Here is a 21,702-nt window from a genome sequence, read left to right on the forward strand (position 1 = left end):
GCCAGGTGTTCGATATCCATAGGCGGAATGGGGTGCCGAGCTATCAGCCGTTCGATGACCTGCTCGAGCTGAAGCAACTCGTCGTCATTGGTTATCTAGGACATCACGTTGCAGCGTCAGGGGCGGAAAACCGCTGAACCTGGAATCAGGCGAACGCGTCGATGGAGGGGCAGTGAGTCATGGCGACCGTCGGGTCCTCACGGATGGGTATTCGCGTAGTTCTGCAGGAACCGGGCCTCGACCAGGGACATTGCCGCGATCTCGGAGGGGTCGACGCTTTCGTTGGGGGCGTGGATCAGTGCTCGGGGTTCCTCGACGCCCATCAGGATGATCTCGGCGTCGGGGTAGGTGTCGGCGAGGACGTTGCACAATGGGATGGATCCGCCTTGTCCCAGCATGACCATGGGCCGACCGTAGGCTTCCTGCATGGCCGCATCGAGGGCCTGGTAGGCGGGGCCGTCGGTGCGGGCACGGTACGGCGCCCCGGACGCTTCGACGTCGATGTCGACGGCGACCCCCCACGGTGCGGCCGAATGCAGATGGTCGATCAGAGCCTGCTGCGCCTGGGCGGGTTCGAGTCCGGGAGGTATTCGCAGGTTCAGGCGGGCCCGGGCCCGGGGTGCGATCGCGGCCGCCGACCCGACGACCGGTGGGCAGTCGATGCCGAGGATCGTCAGGGCGGGACGCGCCCACAGCATGTCGGAGACGGTGCCGTCGCCGAGCAGTGACTCGGTGTCGAGCATGCCGGCGTCGGTGCGGAACTGCTCGGGTGGGTAGCGTTCCCCGGCCCAGGTCTGGGTGTTGTCCAGACCTTCGACGGTGGTGTTGCCCTTGGAGTCTCGCAGAGTTGCCAGCATCGCGACCAACGCGGCGAGAGCATCCGGGGCGGCGCCACCGAACATGCCGGAGTGCAGATCGGAGGTGAGTGCTTCGACGGTGACGACGACGTTGATCATTCCGCGGAGGCTGACGGTGGCGGCCGGCCGGCCCACGTCGGCGTTACCGGTGTCGCACACGAGAATCGCGTCGGCGCGCAGGAGGTCGGCGTGGTCGGGGACGAACGCTTCCAACCCGCCGGTACCCTGCTCCTCCGACCCTTCGACGACGAGTTTGAGGTGTACGGGGAGTTCGGCACCGAGGGCTCGCAGCGCCGTCAGATGGACGAGGATGTTGCCTTTGCAATCGGCGGTGCCCCGTCCGTACCAGCGTCCGTTCCGTTCGGTGAGCTGGAATGGTGGTGTTTCCCAGGCGGTGTCGTCGAGCGGGGGCTGGACATCGTAGTGGGCGTAGAGCAGTACCGTGCGGGCGTGCGGGTCCGGGCATCGCCGGGTCCCGACCACGGCGTGGCTTCCGTCGGCGGTTTCTTCCAGACGGGCGTCGGTGAAGCCGTGCTGGGCGAATTTGTCGCGTACCCATTGCGCGGCACGGTGGCATTCTTCGGGAGGAAACCGGCGGGGGTCGGCCACCGACTGCATGGCGACGAGTTCGGTCAGTTCTTCTCGCACCCGCGGCATCAGACCGCTGATGCGCTCTGTCAGGTCCATCGTTTTACTCACCCGCCACGTCGCTGGTGTGCAGGTCGTCGGCGAACTGCTGGAATTCGGGCAGCTTGTCGGGGCAGTAGATCTCGATGATCAACAGTTCCCCTTGGACCACCCGCTCGTCCACGACGACCGGCCGGGTGCCCGGTCCGCCGGCGCCATTGGCCATCTGCGCCAGCAACGTGGCCCGGGCGAGCGGAGCATTCGGATTGGCGCAGATCGCCCCACCGTCGTCCCCGAGCACGCCGACGATCTGGTCGTGCGACGGTGTGCGGGCGCCGGCCTGGTCGAGGGCCGCGATGAGCTGATCCGCCTTGTCGTCGGCTTCCCGGTTCGACGAGACATACGGGAACAGGAGCAGGGCGATGATCGTGAGGATCACGATGATGAACGTGACGAGACCGTAGATGATCATGCGGTCGCGGCGATTCGAGGGTTCCTTCGCGGTAGTCATGACTCGCTCTCCTCCGGTTGCTTCCACGAAGGCTTACGGGACTTGTAGAACAGGTACGGCACGAGCAGGCCGAGGCCGAGTGCTCCACCGGCGACGATCAGGACGTACACGCCGGCGTTGCCGGAACTGAACTGCGACGGTGGGATGAAGCCGATGAGAAGAGCGGCGAGGGAGGCGGCGAACCCGACCCCGCACAATCCGACCAGCATCGGTGCCCGATATCCGCGCGGATGGTCAGGGGCCTTGCGGCGCAGCCGAACCGCGGCAACGAACATCAGCAGGTACATGATCAGGTACACCTGCGTGGTGATCACCGAGAAGATCCAGTACGCGCTCGAAACATCGGGGATGAACGCGTAGAGCAACGCGATCACGGTGGTGACCAGACCCTGCGTGACCAGAATGTTCTGCTGCACGCCATGCTTGTTGACCCGCTGCAGGAATGGGGGAAGATAGCCTTCCTGCCGGGAAATGAGCACCAAACCCTTGGACGGGCCGGCCAGCCAGGTCAACATGCCACCGAGCGATGCGGCCACCAGCATGATTCCGATCACCGGTGTCAGCCATTGCCAGCCGAACTGCGCGAAGACCGCGTCGAATGCCTGCATCACACCGGCGGTGAGAGACAACTGTTCGGCCGGTACCACCCAGCTGATCGCCAACGCGGGCAGGATGAAGATCACCAGAACCAGACCCATGGCCAGGAACATCGACCGCGGGAACTCCTTGGCCGGGTTACGCAGGGACGACACGTGCACCGCATTCATCTCCATGCCGGAGTAGGAGAGGAAATTGTTGACGATCAACACCAGGCTGGCCAGACCTGCCCAGGCCGGCAGCAGGTGGTCGGCGGTCATCGGTGCGGCGGAGGCATTGCCCTGACCGAGGAAGACCATGCCCAGAATCACCAGCAGTGCACCGGGCACCAGGGTGCCGATGATCAGGCCACCACTGGCAAGACCTGCCACACCCTTCGTTCCCCGCGAGGAGATGTAGACCCCGGACCAGTAGGTGACCACGATGACTATCGCGGTCCACACTCCGTTGCTCGCCAGGGCCGGGTTGATGACGTAGGCGAGCGTGCTTGCGACGTACCCGAGCAGACTCGGGTAGTAGAAGATCGTCATCGCGAACTGGCACCACACCGCCAGGAATCCCATGGGCTTGGAGATCCCGAGGGCGACCCAGTTGTAGACGCCGCCTTCCCATCCCGAGGCCAGCTCCGCCGAGACGAGGGAGGTCGGCAACAAGAACACGATCGCTGGGACCAGGTACAGGAAGACACAGGCAAGGCCGTACACGGCCATCGTCGGCGACGGGCGCAGGCTCGCGACCGAACTGGTGGTCATCAATGCCAGAGCGATCCAGGAAATCCAGGAACCCGCCGGAGCGCGGGTACGGGCCTCGGCCTGGGTGGGCGGCTGGTCGGCCGGAATGTCCGGAGCACTCATGACATCCACCTGTCGCCGATGCTGCGTTTGACGCTCACTGCCCCGCTGTTGCGAGTCATCCCACTGCCCTCCTAGTCGACAACCCGCAGGTCGTGGCTGGTGTTGTTCAGGCGGCGTCCGCCGTCGTCGGTGACGGTGACGATGTCTTCGATACGGACCCCGAACCTGCCGGCGAGGTAGATCCCCGGTTCGATCGAAAAGCACATTCCGGGGACGAGGAGCTGCTCCTCACCCTCGACGATGTACGGGGGCTCGTGCGTGGTGACCCCGATCCCGTGTCCGGTGCGGTGAATGAACTTGTCGCCGTAGCCGGCGTCGCTGATCACCGACCGCGCCACCCGATCGATCTGCTGACAGCTGACCCCGGGCCGGACCTGATCGACTGCCGCCTGCTGTGCCCGCCGGACGATGTCGTGCACCTGCTGCACTTCGGGTCCCGGTTCGCCGACCGCGACCGTGCGGGAGGTGTCCGATCCGTAGCCGAACATCAAGCCACCGAAGTCCAGGACCACGGTGTCACCGGGTTCGATCACCCGGTCACCGGCCTCGTGGTGCGGATTGGCGCCGTTGGGTCCGGATCCGACGACGGTGAAATCAACCTGCTCGTGCCCGAATCGGCGCAACAACCCCGCCAGTTCGGCTGCGACCTCGCGTTCACGCCTACCGGCGAAAGACGCCTGCACGATCTGCTCATAGACCGAATCGGCTGCGGCGCCGGCAGCGGTGAGCCGAGCCAGCTCGGCAGCGTCCTTGACGGCACGCAACATCGGCATCCCGTCGGTCAAGGCCACATACGACGAGCGCGGCAGCTGTCGTTGCAGGCCCAGTAGGTGCATCGCCCAGGCGGAGTCGGAGATGCCGTATCTGCCTGCAGGGTCCAGTAGTGCACCGGCAACCTGATACGGATCGGTGCCATCGGCCCATTCGACGAGGACACCGCAGCCGTACCCTCCGCGGATTCGGCATCGGGCCGCTCGAGCGCGGGAACCACCATGGCCGGTTGACGATCCGGGCGCAACACCAAAATCGTGAGGCGTTCGGTGATCGCGGTCGGCCGATACCCCGCCAACCAGACCAGGTCAGGTCCGGGCGTGACGAGAACACCGTCCAGGCCGACGGCGACGGCATCGTGAACAACCCGCACCATGCGGGCGGCGTAGTCGTCACCGGTGAACGGCGTCGGATGCACGAGCGATGTCATCGGACCCTCGATTGGGGATGATCGACTGCCTTCCGAATATCTCCGCAACGGAACCGAAGTCGTTCCGACGAAATATCTCCGCAACGGAACCGAAGTCGTTCCGGCGAACCAACCACGTCGCACACCCTGCGAGGAGGGCTGCTCAGGGCCCTCCGCTCGATCGGTACCGCGTCGACACGGTCCACCTCCCACGCGGTGCGCCACCGCCCACTCTCTCGAATTGTGCGCCTGCCCAGCCCGACACCGCATCAAATTTCCGGTAAAATACTTTTTCCGATCCGGTAACGAGGGCACGCCGGCGCAGTTCCGTCCATTATCGGACTGAACGGACCGATGCCGGCCCCTCACAGACGGTGGCGGCAACGCCATGAAGGGCACTGCCGACATGGCCCGTGAACCGCTCGATGGACGTGACGCAGGCGAGGCCGCCCCCGCACCCGCCCGGGCCATGACCGTCCGCGGCGCCGCGTTTCTCGGCGTCGGCTCGATGGTCGGAGCCGGCATCTTCGCTCTCCTCGGAGAGGCCGGGGCCGTGGCCGGATCCGCGGTGTGGCTGTCGTTCCTGCTGGCCGGGGTGGTGGCCACCTTGCAGGGCTACGCCGTCGCGAAGTTGGGAGCGCGCTACCCCTCCTCGGGCGGCATCGTGACATTTCTGCTGCAGGGCTACGGCCGCGGACACATCACCGCCATCACCTCGTGGCTGCTCTACTTCGCGGCCCTCATCGTCACCGCCATGGTGTCCGTCTCATTCGGCAGCTATGGCGCCGCACTGTTCTTCGACGATTCCACCGGGTGGAGCAAAATACTCACCTCCGGCGTGATCGTGCTCGTCGCGGCGGTCAACATCGCCGGCACGAAGTTGATCGACCGTGTCCAGACCGCGATCGTGATTGTCCTGCTGGTGGTGTTCGCCGTCTTCGTCGTCGTCACACTCGCCCAACTCGACCCGAGCCTGCTGGCACCGTCCACCTACCCCCCGACCATGGACATCGTCGGCAGTGTGGCGCTGACCTTCTTCGCCTATCTCGGCTTCACCGTCATCAGCTTCACCGGCGGCGACCTCCCCGACCCGCGCCGCAACCTGCCTCGGGCGATGTATCTGGCCTTGGGAATCACGATCACCCTGTACGTGCTGATCGCCCTCGGAGTCTTCGGAACCCTGACCGTGCAGGAGGTCATCGACAACGGCGACACCGCCCTCGCCGTCGCGGCCCAACCCGCGCTCGGCGACGCCGGGTTCGCGATCATGGCCCTCGCGGCCCTGCTGGCCACCTCCTCCTCGGTCAACGCCAACGTCTACGCAGCGGTCGGCTCCACCGCCAAACTCGCCGAATCCGGAACCTTTCCACCGGTGTTCGGGAGTCCAGCCTGGATCGGGGGTACGCGCGGGTTGACTATCTCGGTCGTGCTGATCCTGCTCCTGGCGAACCTGGTGGATCTCACCGCCATCGCCTCCCTCGGCAGCGCCGTGGCACTCGCGATCTTTCTCGTGACCTCGATCGCCGCCTACCGACTCCGCCACGAAACGGCGTCCCGCACCGGTATCCTCGTCACCGCAATCGCATTGACCGTCGTCGTTCTCGTCGTCTTCGCCGTACAGACGCTGCAGACCTCCCCGGAGACATTCGTGGCGATGATCGGCATCGTGGCTCTCGCAGTGGCGCTCGAGATGGTCTGGAGCGCGGTACGCGCGCGCCGCGCCTCGCACACGAAGTAAAGAGGGGTGTAGGCCGCCACGATCGATCACGGGTTCGTGTTTCGCCACCCACCGCTACCGGGGAGAACACATTTGTGGTTCGGTACATGCCCCGCGCCAGTCGAACATTTCTCGGCAACAGCATCCTTGTCGTTCTCCGACGCCACCTGGTCCGCAGGTGAGAAACTGTGATTGCTGGCAGGGGGCACGTGTCACAGTGCCCGGAGGTGGAAGTGCGCCTGAGGTTGTATTGCTGCTGTTCTCAGAAGAGGGGTCAGGGCAGTGACCGACACCGATTTCGACGAGGTCGAGCCCATCGACTTTCTGGTGGTGGCGTTGCCGGCTGCCACCTGCCCGGCGACCCGATTTGCCCCTGTTGTTCGATCTGGTCGAGCGGACCATCAGCCGGGTCTTCGCCCTGGTTTTTCGTCCGGAGCCGCATCGGCGGATCACTCGCCCGGATCGCCACCGACCGCAGGTGGTGACGATCGTCTGATCACCTCGAAACAAGTCGGTGACCTGTGCGATCGGGCTGTCTTCGCCGATGACGAGTTCAACGCAGAGAAGGCCAGGGCGCTGGCCCTCTGACCCGGAATCAACCGAGTGGATGGAGCATGACAATGGACGAATTCTGGGAGTTCTTCTGGTTCGTCGTCGTCTTTTTCTTGTTCGTGGCCTACCTGAGGGTGCTGTTTGCGATCATCACCGACCTGTTCCGTGACCACCAGATGTCCGGGTGGCTGAAGGCGCTGTGGCTGCTGTTCTTGTTCGTGATCCCGTTCCTGTCGGCGCTGATCTATCTGATCGTGCGGAACGAGGGGATGACCGAGCGGTCCGCGGCGGCCTTCCAGCAGGTCAGGCAGGCCCAGGACACCTACATTCAGGAGGTCGCGGGCACGGGGGAGTCCCCAGCCCAGCGGATCGCCGACGCCAAGGCGCTGCTCGATTCGGGGGCGATCACACCGCAGGAGTTCGAGACCCTCAAGAGCAAAGCCCTGACCTAGGGCATGTCTCCCAATAACTTGAGCCACTCGACGATGCCGGCGAGCAGGAATCCGGCGCGGTAGGTGAGGGCGAGTTTGTCGTAGCGAGTGGCCACCGCACGCCACTGTTTCGCCTTGTTGAAGGCCCGTTCGACCACGTTGCGCCCCTTGTAGGACTCCGGGTCGAAGTTCGGTGGCCGCCCGCCCGCGCGGCCCTTGTTCACCCGGTTCGCTGCCTGATCGGTCTTCTCGGGGATCACCGCCTTGATGCCTCTGCTTCGCAGCAGTTCCCGGTTTGCCCGTGATGAGTACGCCTTGTCGGCCCGGACCTCGTCGGGGCGCGTGCGGTGCGCTCCGCCCGCGAGCCGCGGCACGCAGATGCCCTCCAGCACGTGGGCGAACATCGGACTGTCACCGGCTTGGCCTGGGCCGACCAGCACCGACAGCGGGCGCCCGTGACCGTCGCACGCCAGGTGCGCCTTGCTGGTCAACCCGCCCCTCGACCGGCCGATGCCGTGATCGGCAGGCTCGTCACGCAGGTTCGTGTAATTCGGTAGATCCCCCTGTGTGGCGGGCGGCGTTCGCACCGTGCTGATGGACACGGACCACTGTGGAATCGACCGATACCGCCCAGTCCAGGTTCCCGCCGGCGTCGGCCATCGCGACCAGAGCAGTCAGCACCCGATCCCAGGTTCCGTCTCCGGCGTATCGGCGATGTCGCTTCCACACCGTCTTCCACGGCCCGAAATGCGACGGGAGATCTCGCCAGGGCAACCCGGTCCGCAGTCGATACAGCATCCCCTCGACCACCACACGATTGTTCCGGAACTTCCGCCCCCGGAGCCCATCGGAACTGGGCAACAGCAGCGCGAGCAACTCCCACTGCTTGTCCGTCAACACCTCAAACCGATCAACAACGTCTGCCACACCGAAGAGTCTGCAGCACAACACCACAAATCATTGGGAGACACACCCTAGCAGGCGAACGTCACTGCGGCGCAGCCCTTCCTGGTGGTGTTCGGGGTCGGTATCCGGTGCGCGGTGGTGGCGAGTGGTGCGAAGATGAAGCATGCGTCCCCATCGTTGGCCGGCGATCGCGCCGCCCCCTGATCGGGGCGTTCGCGTGCACGAACCGATGCCGATCACGGCCGAGAAGGACCTGACCCTCGAACTGTCCGCGGTCACCGCATTCGCGTCCGGGCTGCTGCTGCAACTGGCGATGCGGGTGAACGGGATCCGCGCTGACTTCGCCCGCTACGAAACCCGTCCCCTGACCGACCCGCAGGACTGGTCGGCGCGGTGGTCGTATCTGAGCGTGCTGATCGGCGTCGACGACCGCGACGAGGACGGCGGCCCCGCTGACCCGCTCCATCCGACCGAACCCGGCGTCGACGAGTCCGGGCCGTACCGGACGACGCCGTGGTACTGGATCGGCACCTACCCGCGCACGGGGGCGCTGGCCATCACCACCAGTTGGACGGAGATCGGGCTCCACCCCACCTCGATCGTCCTGGCGCTCGGTCCCAGCCCGTTCCCCACCACCTCCGACTCCGATGTGGGAAGGTGACCGTCACAGCGACTCCCGCACACTCACCGGGCTGCATCGCCCGAGCCGGGATCGCGGCGAGCTGAGCGGACACCGCCCAGCGCCCGGCAAGGGGTGATCGACACGTCTCGAATGTGGTCCGACGATCCAGGGAAGACACCCGCAACCCAGCACGTATCGAGGGGTCCGGTCCCCATCGTGAGGTCACAGATTGAGGGTGGTGAACTGCAATCGTGTTCCTTTACCGGGCTGGTCGGGCGCACAATAATCCACATGGACGACCGCGAAGCACACGACATCGAGGTCGTTCGAAGCCGACTGATCCAGCGCTATCCCGATCTCGAGTCGGATGTGCTCGAGAACCTGATCGTGGCCGTGCTCGGCCGGTTCGACGGGTGCCGCGTCCGAGATTTCGTCCCCTTGTTGGTCGAACGGGCCGCCACGCGCACGCTCGACGCCACCTACAGCCGGGCACCGGCACCTCCGGTTCCGATAGCAACTGACGTTCCCACCACCGCACCCATCGAGCCGGTGGTGCCGGCCGCCAGAATCGGGGGAGTGCGGCGTGTTTTCGCCCGTCGCTCCCCACGTCTGTTGTGAGTCGGTGAGACGAGATGACCAGGCCCGGGAGCGGGGAACCGGTGTCGGCCGTCCACCGCGCCCGGGACTGTGAGCCTAATCCTCGGCTGGGAGCGGAGGGATCGACTTTCGACTATCGGAGCGCGCCGGTCACCGGGATCGGGCGTCGAGAGTCTCGTGCCCGACCGGCCCGGCGGACCACGATCATCATGCAGCAGAGGTGATTCTGTCCCCTGATTCCTCGCGGCCGTCCAGCACCACGGCACCGGCCGGCCAGAACAGAGCCGCGACCGATGCTCGCGAATACCAGCGAGGACGAACGGCACCGATCTCGCCGACCCGATCCCGGTTCACTCGACGAGTGGACGTGGCCGGGGCTTATTTCCGCCGGAATCGAGGTTCTGCGGCGGAGACGGCACGCCGCGGCGGACAATCGGCGTACCGATAAATCAAAGTTTCGGGGAGGGCCGGCTATGTCCGATCGCAGCGTGGGGGAGGGCCCGACGAGGTCCGAGTATCCATCGACCAAACAGGGTTTCGCGGCCGGCACGTCCCTGGGCGCGGCCGTCATCATGGTCACCGTCGGCTTCATCCAGTTCTGTCAGGGCATCGCGGCGGTCGCCGAGGACGAAGTGTTCGTGCGCGGCGTGGACTACGTCTACAAGTTCGACCTCACGACCTGGGGCTGGATCCACATCGTTCTCGGCGCCCTCGTCGCGATCGTCGGTCTGTCCCTGTTCACCGGCGCCACCTGGGCTCGGGTGGCGGCGATCATCGTCGCGGCGATCTCGATTCTGGCGAACTTCCTGTGGCTGCCGTACTACCCGGGGTGGTCACTGCTGATCATCGCGCTCGACGTCGTCGTCATCTGGGCGGTCTCGACATGGAATCCGGAAAGGGTCTGAGGGGAGCAGCCCGGCAGCCCGGCAGCCCGGGCGCCCGGCGGAGTGACGATGATGATGCGTATGCGGGTGAAGTTTCACCTCCAGCTCGACGACCTGACCGACCGGTTGGCGTCGATGTGCCACCTGGCCGGGGGGGCCGTCGAGACGGCTACCGACGCCCTCGTCCGGGCCGACCTTTCACGGGCGGAGCGGGTGTTCGACCTCTGCGAGCAGATCGAGCAGTTACGCGGTCCGTGCGAGGAGCAGGCGATGGCGTTGTTGGCGTTGCAGGCCCCGGTGGCCCGGGACCTGCGGCAGGTCGTCACCGGTGTGCATCTGGTGTCGGATCTGAGCCGGATGGGTGGGCTGGCACAGCATGTCGCCGAGAGCGTGCGCCGCCGGCACCCGGATCACGTCGCGTCCGGGGAGGCGGAGGACTTGCTCGCCCGGATGGGGCGGGTCGCGGGCGAGTCGGCCCGCGTCGCCGAACAGGTTCTGCGCAAGCATGATCCCGAGTTGGCCGCGGAGCTCGGGAGGCGGGACGACGAGCTCGATGACCTACACCGACGACTGCTCACCCTGATCGAGGATCCGGCCTGGACCGGGAGTATCCCGGTCGCTGTCGACGTGACCCTGCTCGGCCGTTTCTACGAACGCTTCGGTGACCACACCGTCGTGGTCGGGCGCCGGGTGATCTTCCTCGTCACCGGCGAACAGCTGACCCCGTAGACCTACCGGATAGCCCAGTCCGGGGCTGATCCTCGGCCGAGGGCCGGTCCAGAACGGGGCAGGGCCGGCAATCCCGACAATCCTCGGTTGGCCCGGTCCGCCGCGTGGGGCCGGGTAGTGCTGCGGCTCAAGTGCGTGGTGACCCGGTCCGGCGGTGCCATGCCAGTTCGCGGAGCCGGACCCAGTCGAGGGTGGGTTCGGCGGGGCGAACCCCGGGGCGGTCGCGGGGTACCCGGATCCGGAGGGCGCCGGGCTCGATCGTGCAGCGCACCGGGGTGGTCAGCAGCAGCGATTCGCCGTCGACGCCGACCGGGGTCTGACGCGTGTCGGCGTCGACGAGCACCTCGGTGGTCGTGTGCTGGGTCAGGCCCCGGACGTTCGCGCGGCGCAGCAGCCCGACCGCTTGGCGGGCGCTGGCGACCGAGATGGTCACGGCGCCGAGGACGCCGCGGTCGAGCCGGTCGCGTCGGTTCAGACCGGCGAGATCGCTGGTCCCGTAGGGGTTGTTGCTCACCAGCACCGCTTGTGGGTTCCGCACGGTGACGTTCCCGATCCGGGTGAAGAGGGGTGCACCACCTTGTCCGGCGAGCAGGTCCGGGAGCATCTGGAGCACGGTTCCGGTCTTGTCGTCGCGATAGGCGGGGCTGCGGACCACCTCGGCGTAGACCCCGAAGGAGGCGTTGTTGACGAACGGGCGGCCGTTGATCCGGCCGAGGTCGACGGCGACCTCGACGCCGTCGCGCAGGGCGTCGAGGCACCGGCTCGGGTCGGCGCGGTCGAGTCCGAGGTCCATCGCGAAATGGTTGCGGGTGCCGGCGCTGATCACCAGGAACGGCAGGTTGTTCTCGGCCGCGACCGCCGCGACGAGAGCTTGGGTTCCGTCGCCGCCGGCCACGCCGAGCAGGTCGGCTCCGCGATCGACCGCGGACCGGGCCAGTTCCGTGACGTCGACGGTGCCGGGCCCTTCGAGCAGGACCACCTCGGCGCCGAGTTCCTCGGCCTTGCGTTGCAGGTCGAATTTCGTGACCTTGCCGCCACCGGAGTGCGGGTTCATGATCAGCACCGGATGCCGCACCGGTGGTGCGGACACCTCGCGGACGGCGGTGTCCGAGGTTCGTCCGCGCAGGGCGGCGCGGGCGCAGGGCACCGTGAGAAGCGCGAGAACAATGGAGGCGACGACCTCGGCGAGCAGGTGGGCGCGGATGAAGAGGACGAGGACGACGATCGGTGACAGTATCGCGATCGCCAGTGAGATCCAGCGCAGCACACCGCGACTGGCGAGGAACCAATACAGGGCGGCGACCATGACGACGACACCGCCGACCCCGACGAGGAGGCTCCCGATGGTGCTGAGCAGTCCGGCCGACACCAGCGGCACCGCCACCGCGAGGATCGCCAGTGCGAACGCCGCCCGCGCCCACCATCGGCGGGCTCCGGTCGTGGTGTCGGGGGCTGCGGATCGGTTGTCGCTCATCGTCATGTCCCCGGGTGTGCGGTGATCCGGCCGTCGTCGATCGCCTTCCGCAACGCGGCGTGGTCGCGTTCGTTCTGGTCGGCGTAGGTCTCGGCGAATCCGGCCAGTGCCTTGTCGAAGTCATCGTCCGAACCGAGGTATCCGGCGATAGCGAACCGGTCACCGGCGCGGGCATGCGCGTACGCGAGGCCCCGGGCACACAACCGGCCGTACAGCGCCATGACGTCGGGATTCATGGTCTCGACGACCGCCGAGCCCTTGCCGTCGCGCAACTGCCGGATGTAGTAGTCCCGCACCACGCCGTCGGCGTCGGGTCCCTGCTGCCAGCCGAGAAGGATGTCGCTGGCGGCCTGCATCAGCCGTTGCCCGGACACGACGCGTTCGCCGTGATTCGTGAATGCCGGTCCGCCGACGTACTTTTCGAGGACCGACGGCCCTGCCTCCTTGGCCTGCAAGAACAACGGGTCGCCGCCGGGGCCACGGAGCAGGACGATCCAGGCCCGGGTGCCGACACTGCCCACCCCGACCACTTTCCGTGCCGTTTGGACGTACTCGAATCGATCGAACAGGACACGCCGGGCGGGCTGCAGGGTGTCGCGGTAGTCGCGTATTCGCCGGATCACCTCCTGTTCGAGTTGTTCGGCTTCGGTGCCGGTGAAGACCTCCTCGATCGGCACGATCAGCGGCGGTGTACTCACAATCCGCGGCTGCCCGTCCACCAGGGTGGTGAGTTTGGACAGCGCCTGCAGGCTGTCGCGGCCGCGGGATTTGTCGATCGTCTTGCGGACGCGTTTGCGGGTCGAGGAGTCCAGGACATCGCGGAGCTCGTCCAGCTCGGTGGCGGCGTCGATGTGGGAGTACCAGACCGCGAGCTCACCGCGGTCGGCCTGATAGCTCATGGTCTCGCGATATTCGGCCGCGCAGGCGCGGGCGATCCGTTTGCGCTGTTTCCGGCTGAACCCGTTGCTCCGTCCGGCGACCGCGAGGCTCGCGACGAGTCGTTTGACATCCCATTCGAACGGGCCGGGATACGTTTCGTCGAAGTCGTTGACATCGAACGCGAGTTTGCGCTCGGGTGTCGCGAAGAGCCCGAAGTTGCTCAGATGGGCGTCCCCGCACAACTGGGTGTGCAGGCCGGTTTCCGGGGCGTGGGAGAAGTCGTCGGCCATCACCAGCGCGGCGCCGCGATAGAACGCGAACGCTGACTCGGCCATCCGCCCGTACCGGATGGGGACCAGGTCGGGGACCCGAGCGGCCGCCTGGGACTCGAGCAGACCGACCGGGTCACGGTCGCGGGCGAGACCGTGTTCGGCGATGGCGTCGAACGGGATTCGGGCCCGAACCGTGTCGCCGTGTTCGATCGGTGCCGCCCGGGTCGCCGGGTTTGGCGCACCGGCGGGTGATGGATCGGGGAGGCTGTCTCGTTCGGTCATGGCGGGGGTCCCTTGGGTCGATGTCGTCTGCGGATGAGAGGGTGGTCAGACGCGGTCGCAGTTCCAGGTCGCGACCGCCCCAGAAGACCTGGGGGCTGCGGTGGGCCGTGCGGTCCCTCCTGGTTCGGTCACCGCGGTCACCCCTGCCGCGATCGGCTCCACCGCGTTGCGTAGCCGGCGGACTCGCTCCTGGAATCGGTGCTCATCGGCTGATCCCTTTCCTGATCTCGGTGATCTCGTGCTGACCGAGAATGCTGCCGCCCTGTCGATCTCCATCCACATGCCATTGCCCCAGTATGCCGAGCACGCCTACGGTCGAGTGCCGATATCCGGCGACTCGCACACCACCCATGTGCACGCACCAATGCGCAGCACCACACCAGTACGACGCCGCTTCCTGGTTAACCGCCGGGCGGGACGGGAAGTCTGGACTCATGAGCACGGCGCAGAAAGAACGGGAAGACAAGTACGAGGTCGGCGCCGACTTCGCGGTACCGGACCTGGCCGACCTGGTCCCACTGGGAGGTCGGCTCGACGAGCAGACCGTCACCCTCGACAACGAATACTTCGACACCACCGATCGGGACCTACTCGCCCAGCACGTCACGTTGCGGCGCCGATCCGGCGACACCGACGAAGGCTGGCAGCTGAAGGTGCCCGACCGCAAGGCGCGCACCGAAATCCGGGTGCCACTCACCGCGGACGACTCGGTGCCGGGCGAGCTGGCCACACTGGTCTCGGGGGTGGCCCTGGGTAAACCGGTGCACCCGGTGGCGACGATCTCGACCGTCCGGCACCGCCGCCGGATGCTCGACCCGAACGGAAACCTGATCACCGAGGTCGCCGAGGACACGGTCCGGGCCACCGCGGCCGCCGCCTCGGCCGGGGACGGCGCGGTCGCCAGCGACTGGCGCGAGGTGGAGGTCGAACTGGGCGAGCGCGGCGACGGGAAACTACTCCGAAAGATCGGCAAACGACTGACCCGTGACGACGCCCGCCCGTCCCGGTACCCGTCGAAACTGTCCCGAGCACTGAACCCGAACCCTCCGGGCCCCGCCGGCGACTCCGGCGCGGAGGCGGTCCGGGAGCTGTTGACCGCCTACCTCGACACCCAGGTCCAGGCGATCGTCGGCGGCGACGTGTGGCTGCGCCGCGGGTTGGACCCGGTCCACGCCACCCGGGTCGGCATCCGACGGTTCCGCAGCACCCTGCGGGTGTTCAAGAAGGTACTGGACCCCGACGCCCGGGCGTACCTCGACGACGAGCTGTCCTGGTATGCGGGGGTGCTCGGTGAGGTGCGGGACCGGCAGGTCCAACGCGCCCGGTTCGCCGCCGCGGTCACCGACCTACCCGAGGAGTTGGTGCTCGGTCCGGTCGCCGCCCGGATCGAGAACGATCTGCTCACCGAGCAATTGCGATACCGGGCCGAGGTGATGGCGACGGTCGACACCGACCGGTACCGGGCGGTGCTCGCTGCGCTGGCGCGGTGGCGCACCGACCCGCCACTGACCGAGGACGCAACCTCCGGGGCGCGGGTGCTGAAGAAGGCCGCGCGGAAGGCGCGCCGCAAGGCCGACAAGAGGTTGGCCGCCGCCCTCGACGATGGCGGCGACGAGGCTCTGCACCGCGCCCGGAAGGCCGCGAAGCGGGCCCGTTACGCGGGCGAGCTCACTCGCGGGCTGGTGGGGAAGAAGAAGGGCAAGAAGCGGGTCGCCGTCTACGAGAAGGTCCAGAAGGTTCTCGGGGAGCACCAGGACAGCGTGGTGGCTCTGGGCACTCTCCGCACCCTCGGTGCCCGCGCCGGTAACACCGGCGGCGAGAACGGATTCACCTTCGGGCTGCTCTACGGGCTCGAGTTGCAGGCCGCGCGGCGTGCCCGTGAGGATGCCGCAATGCTTGCCACCTGAACGGCGTCTTGCGGCGCGCACCCGACGACGGGTTCGGTGGCCGATCCTCAGAAACCTCATACAGTATCCTCGCGCGGTTGGGTGAGCGTCAGGGGGCCAGGGCATATCCGATTCCGGTGGCTTTGGCGTGGTACATGGCCGCGTCTGCGCGTCGGATGAGCGTGTCCCGGGTTTCGTCCGTTCGGGCGAGTGCGATGCCGACGCTGGCGGTGAACCGAAGTTCGCGTCCGGCCGAGTCGGTCCCGATGCGCAGTTCGGTGATCGCGGTGGCGAGGGTGATGGCCTCCTCGACGGAGGCGGTGTCGGGGCACACGATGAGGAATTCGTCGCCGCCGATCCGGGCCACGGTGTCGGTGGGATGCACGACCGACTGCAGCTGTTCGGCCAGCCCGATGAGGGCGTCGTCTCCGACTGCGTGGCCGAGACGGTCGTTGAGGGTCTTGAACTCGTCGAGGTCGATCAGCAACGCCGCAACCTGGCGCTCGCCTTCGCGTGCCGCGGCCAGGGCGGCATCGATCTGCTGATGCGCCAGGGCACGGTTCGGTAGTCCGGTCAGCGGATCGTGCAGGCTCTGGTGCCGCAGCGCCTGTTCTGCCTCGATGCGCCGGATCGCCGCCGTCAGCACCGCGGTCACCGAGCGCAGGAACATCACGTCTCGGTCGGTGTATTCGCGGGGGCGGGCACTGTGTGCGGTCAACACGCCCCACGCAGGGTCGGCGCCGATGGGAACGCAGACCCCGCTTCGTAGCCCCCGGGCGTTCATGGCGTCGGTGGAGAACCGGTGCTCGCCGTACCGGTCGGGGCAGATGATTATCTGATCGGTGGCGGCCGCGTAGCCGGGTTGGGAATCGGTACCGGGGGCGAAGGCGTCCGGGATGGGTGGTTGACCACGATAGGCGAGCACCCGCAACACCCCGCCCGGTTCCTCGGCCCGGGCCACCGAGGTGCAGTTGACGCCCATCAACGCGGCGGCGGCGTCCGCCGCGGCTGCGAGAAGGTGGTCGAGGTCGCCGTCGACGGCGAGTTGACTCAAGTCGGCGAGGGCGTGTTGTTCGCGGGCCCGGTACGCGGCCGCCTCCAACGCTGTGTGCAGGCGCTGTTCGTGCTCCTGTGCTGTGCGCAGGTCCTGGGCGATGCAGGCGATCATGGTCGGGCGGTCCTCCGAACTGCGCTCGACCACGAAGGCGGACAGGGTCACCGGGATCGGCTCACCGGTCAGGAAATGCCGAAACTCCGAGCGACCCTCCCACTGGCCCTGATCGAGCAGGGCAGATTCCATGTCGGGGGCCTGCACGAACCCGACATCGGTGAAGAATTCCGGTGCCCAGCGAGCGGCGACGGCGGCCTCGTCGGTCAGTCCCATCAGGTGCATTCCGGCGGGGTTGAGATAGAGCAGGCGACCGGTGTCGTAGTCGGCGATTGCGACCAGGTTCTGGGCATGCTCGATCACCGACAGCAACATGCGGGCTTCCGCCGTTTCCGGTTTCATCCTGGGCGGCCGGTTTCCGTGTTCGACTGACCCATTCGTGGCTTGGGCTCGGGCATGCGGTGGGGTTGGTGGCCTGACCGCGCTGTGCCCTTCCGCGCGGGCGAGAGCGGGTGCGATCCGTGCAGGCGGTGTTTCGTGTGCCGCCGGCAGACCCCTCGTGACTGCCGGTGGCGTTCTCGTCGCCCTCCGCTGCCTGGTGTGCCGGGCCCGGTGGTCACGGCACCCCGGGGGACTGTCGGGTACGTCGCGGGTGGGGTGATGGTCAGGGATTCCTCGAGGGTGCGGGTGGCGGCGCGTTCGACGAGCACGGGCACGAAGTCCCGGATATGGCATCCGTCGAATCGGTGGTGGGCGGTCTCGATCGCGTCCTCGACCTGGTCGGTGTCGAGAAATTGGCACCGCTGGATCAGATGTGCGCGCACCGCGTCGATGTGCTGTTCTTCGGTGACGTCCATGACAGAAATTGTGGTCTCGTCGACGGCGGTCGGGAAGGGTCTTCAGTCCGTCGACCTGCTGATGATCGTCGCCGCGATCGGGGAGGTCCTCGATGGGGGACTGCTGATCGTCATCTTCGCCACCTCGGGTGCGCTGGAAGCGTTCTTGACTCAGCGCACCGCCGGTTCGGTGCGCAGCCTGCTCAACCTCGCACCCGACCGCGTCACCGTCGTTCAGGCGTCGGGGGACGAGTTGTTCGTCGACGGGGCGGTCTGGACGCCTTCGGTCGTGGATGCCTTGCGGTGCTCCTGGTTTCCACCCGTGCGAATTCTCGGCGCGGCCACGCTGATCACCTTCGCTGGAGTACTCGCCTCCCACACCGAGCAGCATCGCCTCGCCGGCGCCCGATTAGCCGCTGTCAGTGTGGGCCTGATGATCCCGACATTGCCCCTTTGAACTGGGGTGCACCTGAAATTCGCGGACGATCGCGCAGCCGAGTCTCGATTACGAGTCGCGCGAACGACTTTCTAAATACGATTACGCCCAACAGTCGAAACCGCCTTTCGACGGAATGCACCCATTTAACGGCGGCATGCAAGAAAGGGGCGGCGCACGCGGGCCGATCATCGCCACGGCGGCGAGCCGCTGCTCGGTAGGGTGGCTCGACTCCCACCTGGCGAGTCGAGCCACCGCCGTTCCAGGCCATATGCGGCCGATCAGCCGATTCCGATACCGCCTCCGAACGTGACACTCAACCACTTCAGGAACGCCTCGAAGGCGACCGCAAAGTCAACACTTGCAGAACCCATGAATTCTTCACTCCTCTTGCCTTTTGTCATCCACGGGCACCGAACCCGCTTACTCCTATATCGGCCGTGAGCGCCCTCGACGTTTCACGAAAAGGGAAATAATTTCGCCCGTTAACTGAACGAATGACCATTTCAATTGGACGTATGATCAAAAGATAAATGGACGACTGATCAGAATGTGGAAGAAAATTCGTGGACCGATCGGCGCAACATAGTGAGCCCCGCCGGCGATACACGACGGGGCGGGGGACCGATGGGGTTGCCGATCGCCGACTGCGGTCGAGGCCCGAGAAGCACGGAAGTTCGAGTTGCCCGAATGAATATGTTCTGGATGGTCGAGGTCCTGGTAGCCACGCTGTGCGTGATTGCTGCGTCGTTCGCCGCGGCGGTGACCGCGGATGCGGTATCACGACGCTCTCACGCGCGGGTGCCGGACCGAGCCGACACTGCCGCATCACCCTCGCCGACGGGGGTGCTCACCGCCCGGACGGCGCGCCGCGAGCGGGACTGGCACCGGGTTGCGATACGGGCGTGGGCGATCTGTGTGATCGCCTCCGTGATCGCGGTCGCCGCCGTCGGGCTGCTGATCATCGTGGGATAAGCCCTTGGCCCTTGAGCGCTTACGTTCGGCAAATGGCGAAGAAGCTCCCCGCCGATGAGCTGCGCGCCCAACTTCGGCCGCGTTGTGTTGTGCAACGCAATAGGAGGCAATCCTGAACGCCTCGACGTTGATCGGCGGCCGTGAGCTCGGAGTCGAGTTGCCGGGTCGCGCGCTCGGATTCCTGCAGGAAGCAGGATGATGTTCAGCGGTGATACATGACCAGGCAGGGGCCTGTGAGTTACCGCGTCGTCGGGCGGACTGGCTGGCGTGCAGTGGTGCTTGCAGGACGAGACCGGTCACCGATCCCGGACCGGACGTCCTGCCTCTGGTGAGTTCAGTTCAGTCGCTCGGTGAGGTGGACCTCGATGTCGTCACCGTCGTTCTTGCCGATCGCCTTGCGGATGGCAGCAGCCACCGGCAGCTTGTGGGTTCCGTCTCCCAGGGCCATGAACGCTCCGGTGAACGGGTGCGCGTCGATGGTCCCGGCAACCTTGACCAGACCACGGGTACCGAAGATCTGTGCTGAGTCGGGTAGCTGCACACACGTCCACGTGTCCCCGGGACGGACCTTGCCCAGGCGAGCGGTGAAGGTGATGTCCAGGGGTCGGGGATCTGCCATGCTCATGCTCCTTCGCGCTGCTGGTCGGGGGCTGTCGCGCTTACCGAGGCTCCGCTCTGGTCGGTCTCCTCCAGGTAGACCAGACCGTTACCGTCGGGGTCGGTGAAGGAGAACATCGCCGGCACTCCTTCCATCCGGACCAGCTCCTGGTTATGCGGGGTCACCCCGGCCTCACGGACCTTGTCGAGGGCCTGTTGAGCATCGGAGGTGCCCAACCGGATTGCCACCGGGATCTCACTGTCGGGCGGTAGGAGCACCAAGGCGACATTCGAACCCGGTGGCACGACCTCGACCAGCCGTGCACCCGGCCACACCTCCACGTCGGTGCGGAGTTCGCAGCCCAGCACCTCGGTGTAGAACCTCAGCGCGGCGTTCTGGTCAGCGACCGGAACCGACACACTCAACACTCTCGTCGTCATCGTCATACGCAATCAGACCCCGCCGCGCCCCGAAACTCATCGCCCAAGCCGTGAACCGGTCGTCCCGCAAGCCGAACCACCAGCGGGACGAGATCGGCGCCGAGCACATGTCCGGCCGCTGTCGACGCTCGTCCCGGAACGGGATCCGCTTCCGGAACGAGTGTCCGGCTGCTGCCGGATACGCTGGCACCGCTCTCGTCCCGGTGCAGGTTCGGCGGATTCTGGCGGTCATCGCAACAGCAGTCGTTCCATCTCTTCGATGGGTGTGCGAAATTCTAGCCGTTTCCGGGGGCGCTCATTGAGTTGCCGTGAGACCCACTCCAGGTCTGCTTTCGAGTGCACACTCAGGTCCGAACCTTTGGGGAAGTACTGACGGAGAATGCCGTTCGTATTCTCGTTGGTCCCGCGCTGCCAGGGTGCGTGTGGATCACAGAAGTAGATGTCGATCCCGGTGGCCGCGCTGACGCTCTTCCAGTCCCGCATCTCCGAACCCTGGTCCCACGTCAGGGTCCGGCGCAGGCTCGTGGGCAGCGTCTCGAGCTGTTCGGTCAACGCGGGCGCGGTCTGCTCGGGCTTGTATCCGTCGGGCAGATGAACGAGCATGACGGTGCCGGTCGAACGTTCGACGAGTGTGCCGATCGCGCTCAGATTCCGTTTGCCGACAATGAGATCACCCTCCCAATGTCCCGGTACTGCACGGTCTTTCACGTCTTTGGGGCGGTCCGCGATGTTGGCCATATCGGGGATCCGATTCTTGCGCTGGCCGGCCTTCCGACTGGGTCGGCGCAGCCCACGTCCGGTCCGCAACGATCGAGTGAGGGTGTGTTCGAGTCCGCCGCGGGAGGGTTGGTAGAGCGATTGGTAGATGGTCTCGGTGCTCACCCGCATCTGTGGATCGTCGGGGAAATCGAGTCGGAGGCGGCCCGCGATCTGCTCGGGTGAGTGGCGCTCGGTCAGGGATTTCTCGACCGTCTCGCGCAGCGACGGATTGATGGCGAGCTTGGACGGCTTGGGCCGCGAGGCCCGATGGTAGGCGGCTGCGTGAGCCGATCTGGCTCGGTACCGCCCGGACGGCTCACAATTGCGGGCGATCTCGCGTGAGATCGTCGACGGACTCCGGTTCAAGGCTTTCGCGATCTCACGAAGCGTGTGACCTGCGGCGATGCCGATGGCGATCTCTTCCCGCTCCGCGAACGTCAAACACCGGCCCTTGAGGTTGCGGCCACGCCGGGGACGCACCCCACCACAGGCCGCAAGCCACCGAGCACCCTGTTTGCGATACGAGCCGGCCGCCTCGGCCGCGCCCGTGATGAACTCACCCGCCGCCATCCCCGACCAGAACGTCTGAAAGATCTCCGGAACCATCCGATGAGAATATTTCGCCATGTGCAACACCCTTTGATCAGTGGTGTTGCGATCACCGCACGAACCCAAGGTTCCGCTTTCGGACAC

At 66.4% G+C, this 21,702-nt stretch carries 23 protein-coding genes; 10 read left to right on the forward strand and 13 right to left on the reverse strand.

Annotated elements, in window-relative coordinates; all coding sequences use genetic code 11:
* Window positions 1–197: 197 nt before the first annotated feature.
* The 5 genes from WKC72_RS19515 to WKC72_RS19535 all read right to left on the reverse strand — a co-directional run bounded on the left by WKC72_RS19515 (window position 198) and on the right by WKC72_RS19535 (window position 4,647).
* Window positions 198–1,544 carry a dipeptidase gene (locus WKC72_RS19515; RefSeq protein ID WP_370184151.1) on the reverse strand — a complete coding sequence of 449 codons (1,347 nt, stop codon included), beginning with the start codon at window positions 1,542–1,544 and terminating at the stop codon, window positions 198–200.
* 4 nt (window positions 1,545–1,548) lie between these two features.
* Window positions 1,549–1,995 (reverse strand): hypothetical protein, encoded by a 447-nt coding sequence (locus tag WKC72_RS19520; protein WP_370184153.1) that lies wholly within the window; start codon window positions 1,993–1,995, stop codon window positions 1,549–1,551.
* Entirely contained in the window at window positions 1,992–3,446 is a 1,455-nt protein-coding gene (locus WKC72_RS19525; RefSeq protein ID WP_370184155.1) for an APC family permease, read from the reverse strand. Before WKC72_RS19525 ends, WKC72_RS19520 begins: the two co-directional genes overlap by 4 nt.
* Before the next feature lie 71 nt (window positions 3,447–3,517).
* Window positions 3,518–4,231, reverse strand: coding sequence for a M24 family metallopeptidase (locus WKC72_RS19530; RefSeq protein WP_370184158.1), 714 nt, complete (start codon window positions 4,229–4,231; stop codon window positions 3,518–3,520).
* Window positions 4,228–4,647, reverse strand: a complete 420-nt coding sequence (locus tag WKC72_RS19535; protein ID WP_370184160.1) for an aminopeptidase P family N-terminal domain-containing protein — start codon at window positions 4,645–4,647, stop codon at window positions 4,228–4,230. Before WKC72_RS19535 ends, WKC72_RS19530 begins: the two co-directional genes overlap by 4 nt.
* A gap of 367 nt (window positions 4,648–5,014) precedes the next feature.
* Between WKC72_RS19535 and WKC72_RS19540 the strand changes: the two genes are divergently transcribed.
* From WKC72_RS19540 to WKC72_RS19550, 3 genes are all read left to right on the forward strand, one after another.
* Entirely contained in the window at window positions 5,015–6,364 is a 1,350-nt protein-coding gene (locus WKC72_RS19540; RefSeq protein ID WP_370184162.1) for an APC family permease, read from the forward strand.
* Between the two features lie 261 nt (window positions 6,365–6,625).
* Entirely contained in the window at window positions 6,626–6,931 is a 306-nt protein-coding gene (locus tag WKC72_RS19545; protein ID WP_370184164.1) for a hypothetical protein, read from the forward strand.
* Between the two features lie 32 nt (window positions 6,932–6,963).
* On the forward strand, window positions 6,964–7,347 hold the full coding sequence (locus tag WKC72_RS19550; RefSeq protein ID WP_370184405.1) for an SHOCT domain-containing protein: 384 nt from the start codon (window positions 6,964–6,966) through the stop codon (window positions 7,345–7,347).
* On the opposite strand, the gene WKC72_RS19555 is transcribed toward WKC72_RS19550, so the two are convergent.
* Window positions 7,344–8,253 (reverse strand): IS5 family transposase gene (locus tag WKC72_RS19555; RefSeq protein WP_370180697.1). Its coding sequence is split into 2 segments (ribosomal slippage): window positions 7,344–7,895 and window positions 7,897–8,253, totalling 909 coding nucleotides; the frame shifts between segments, so codons are not numbered across the junction. The genes WKC72_RS19550 and WKC72_RS19555 overlap by 4 nt on opposite strands.
* A gap of 142 nt (window positions 8,254–8,395) precedes the next feature.
* Between WKC72_RS19555 and WKC72_RS19560 the strand changes: the two genes are divergently transcribed.
* The 4 genes from WKC72_RS19560 to phoU all read left to right on the forward strand — a co-directional run bounded on the left by WKC72_RS19560 (window position 8,396) and on the right by phoU (window position 11,064).
* Complete coding sequence (locus WKC72_RS19560) at window positions 8,396–8,893, forward strand: hypothetical protein (RefSeq protein ID WP_370184166.1); 498 nt, start codon at window positions 8,396–8,398, stop codon at window positions 8,891–8,893.
* Between the two features lie 252 nt (window positions 8,894–9,145).
* Window positions 9,146–9,472: a three-helix bundle dimerization domain-containing protein gene (locus tag WKC72_RS19565; RefSeq protein WP_370184168.1), complete on the forward strand. Its 327-nt coding sequence runs from the start codon at window positions 9,146–9,148 to the stop codon at window positions 9,470–9,472.
* A gap of 452 nt (window positions 9,473–9,924) precedes the next feature.
* Window positions 9,925–10,356 (forward strand): hypothetical protein, encoded by a 432-nt coding sequence (locus tag WKC72_RS19570; protein WP_370184170.1) that lies wholly within the window; start codon window positions 9,925–9,927, stop codon window positions 10,354–10,356.
* A 60-nt stretch (window positions 10,357–10,416) separates the two neighbouring features.
* Window positions 10,417–11,064, forward strand: a complete 648-nt coding sequence (gene phoU / locus WKC72_RS19575) for a phosphate signaling complex protein PhoU (protein WP_370184408.1) — start codon at window positions 10,417–10,419, stop codon at window positions 11,062–11,064.
* Window positions 11,065–11,191: 127 nt separating this feature from the next.
* On the opposite strand, the gene WKC72_RS19580 is transcribed toward phoU, so the two are convergent.
* Complete coding sequence (locus tag WKC72_RS19580) at window positions 11,192–12,538, reverse strand: diacylglycerol kinase family protein (RefSeq protein WP_370184173.1); 1,347 nt, start codon at window positions 12,536–12,538, stop codon at window positions 11,192–11,194.
* 2 nt (window positions 12,539–12,540) lie between these two features.
* Window positions 12,541–13,971 (reverse strand): DUF2252 domain-containing protein, encoded by a 1,431-nt coding sequence (locus WKC72_RS19585; protein ID WP_370184175.1) that lies wholly within the window; start codon window positions 13,969–13,971, stop codon window positions 12,541–12,543.
* 434 nt (window positions 13,972–14,405) lie between these two features.
* On the opposite strand from WKC72_RS19585, the gene WKC72_RS19590 reads away from it, so the two are divergent.
* A complete protein-coding gene (locus tag WKC72_RS19590) occupies window positions 14,406–15,878 on the forward strand; it encodes a CYTH and CHAD domain-containing protein (protein WP_370184178.1) in 1,473 nt (490 codons plus the stop codon).
* An 88-nt stretch (window positions 15,879–15,966) separates the two neighbouring features.
* Here the strand turns inward: WKC72_RS19590 and WKC72_RS19595 are convergent, their stop codons facing one another.
* Both WKC72_RS19595 and WKC72_RS19600 read right to left on the reverse strand, forming a co-directional pair.
* Entirely contained in the window at window positions 15,967–17,367 is a 1,401-nt protein-coding gene (locus WKC72_RS19595; RefSeq protein WP_370184180.1) for a diguanylate cyclase domain-containing protein, read from the reverse strand.
* Window positions 17,364–17,822: a three-helix bundle dimerization domain-containing protein gene (locus tag WKC72_RS19600; RefSeq protein WP_370184182.1), complete on the reverse strand. Its 459-nt coding sequence runs from the start codon at window positions 17,820–17,822 to the stop codon at window positions 17,364–17,366. Before WKC72_RS19600 ends, WKC72_RS19595 begins: the two co-directional genes overlap by 4 nt.
* On the opposite strand from WKC72_RS19600, the gene WKC72_RS19605 reads away from it, so the two are divergent.
* Together WKC72_RS19605 and WKC72_RS19610 are read left to right on the forward strand one after the other, a co-directional pair.
* Window positions 17,821–18,258: a hypothetical protein gene (locus tag WKC72_RS19605; RefSeq protein ID WP_370184184.1), complete on the forward strand. Its 438-nt coding sequence runs from the start codon at window positions 17,821–17,823 to the stop codon at window positions 18,256–18,258. The two genes, WKC72_RS19600 and WKC72_RS19605, sit on opposite strands and share 2 nt — an antisense overlap.
* 669 nt (window positions 18,259–18,927) lie before the next feature.
* A complete protein-coding gene (locus WKC72_RS19610) occupies window positions 18,928–19,212 on the forward strand; it encodes a hypothetical protein (protein WP_370184186.1) in 285 nt (94 codons plus the stop codon).
* A 334-nt stretch (window positions 19,213–19,546) separates the two neighbouring features.
* Here WKC72_RS19610 and WKC72_RS19615 read toward each other — a convergent pair whose 3' ends face one another.
* The 3 genes from WKC72_RS19615 to WKC72_RS19625 form a co-directional block, all read right to left on the reverse strand.
* The gene (locus tag WKC72_RS19615) at window positions 19,547–19,831 is read right to left on the reverse strand and encodes a DUF1905 domain-containing protein (RefSeq protein WP_037246047.1); all 285 of its coding nucleotides are present in this window, start codon (window positions 19,829–19,831) and stop codon (window positions 19,547–19,549) included.
* Window positions 19,832–19,833: 2 nt separating this feature from the next.
* Entirely contained in the window at window positions 19,834–20,250 is a 417-nt protein-coding gene (locus WKC72_RS19620) for a VOC family protein (RefSeq protein ID WP_370184189.1), read from the reverse strand.
* Window positions 20,251–20,478: 228 nt separating this feature from the next.
* A complete protein-coding gene (locus WKC72_RS19625; protein ID WP_011596741.1) occupies window positions 20,479–21,636 on the reverse strand; it encodes an IS30 family transposase in 1,158 nt (385 codons plus the stop codon).
* Window positions 21,637–21,702 lie beyond the last annotated feature (66 nt).

It is taken from the genome of Rhodococcus wratislaviensis (genome assembly GCF_041228765.1).
GTDB lineage: Bacteria > Actinomycetota > Actinomycetes > Mycobacteriales > Mycobacteriaceae > Rhodococcus_F > Rhodococcus_F wratislaviensis.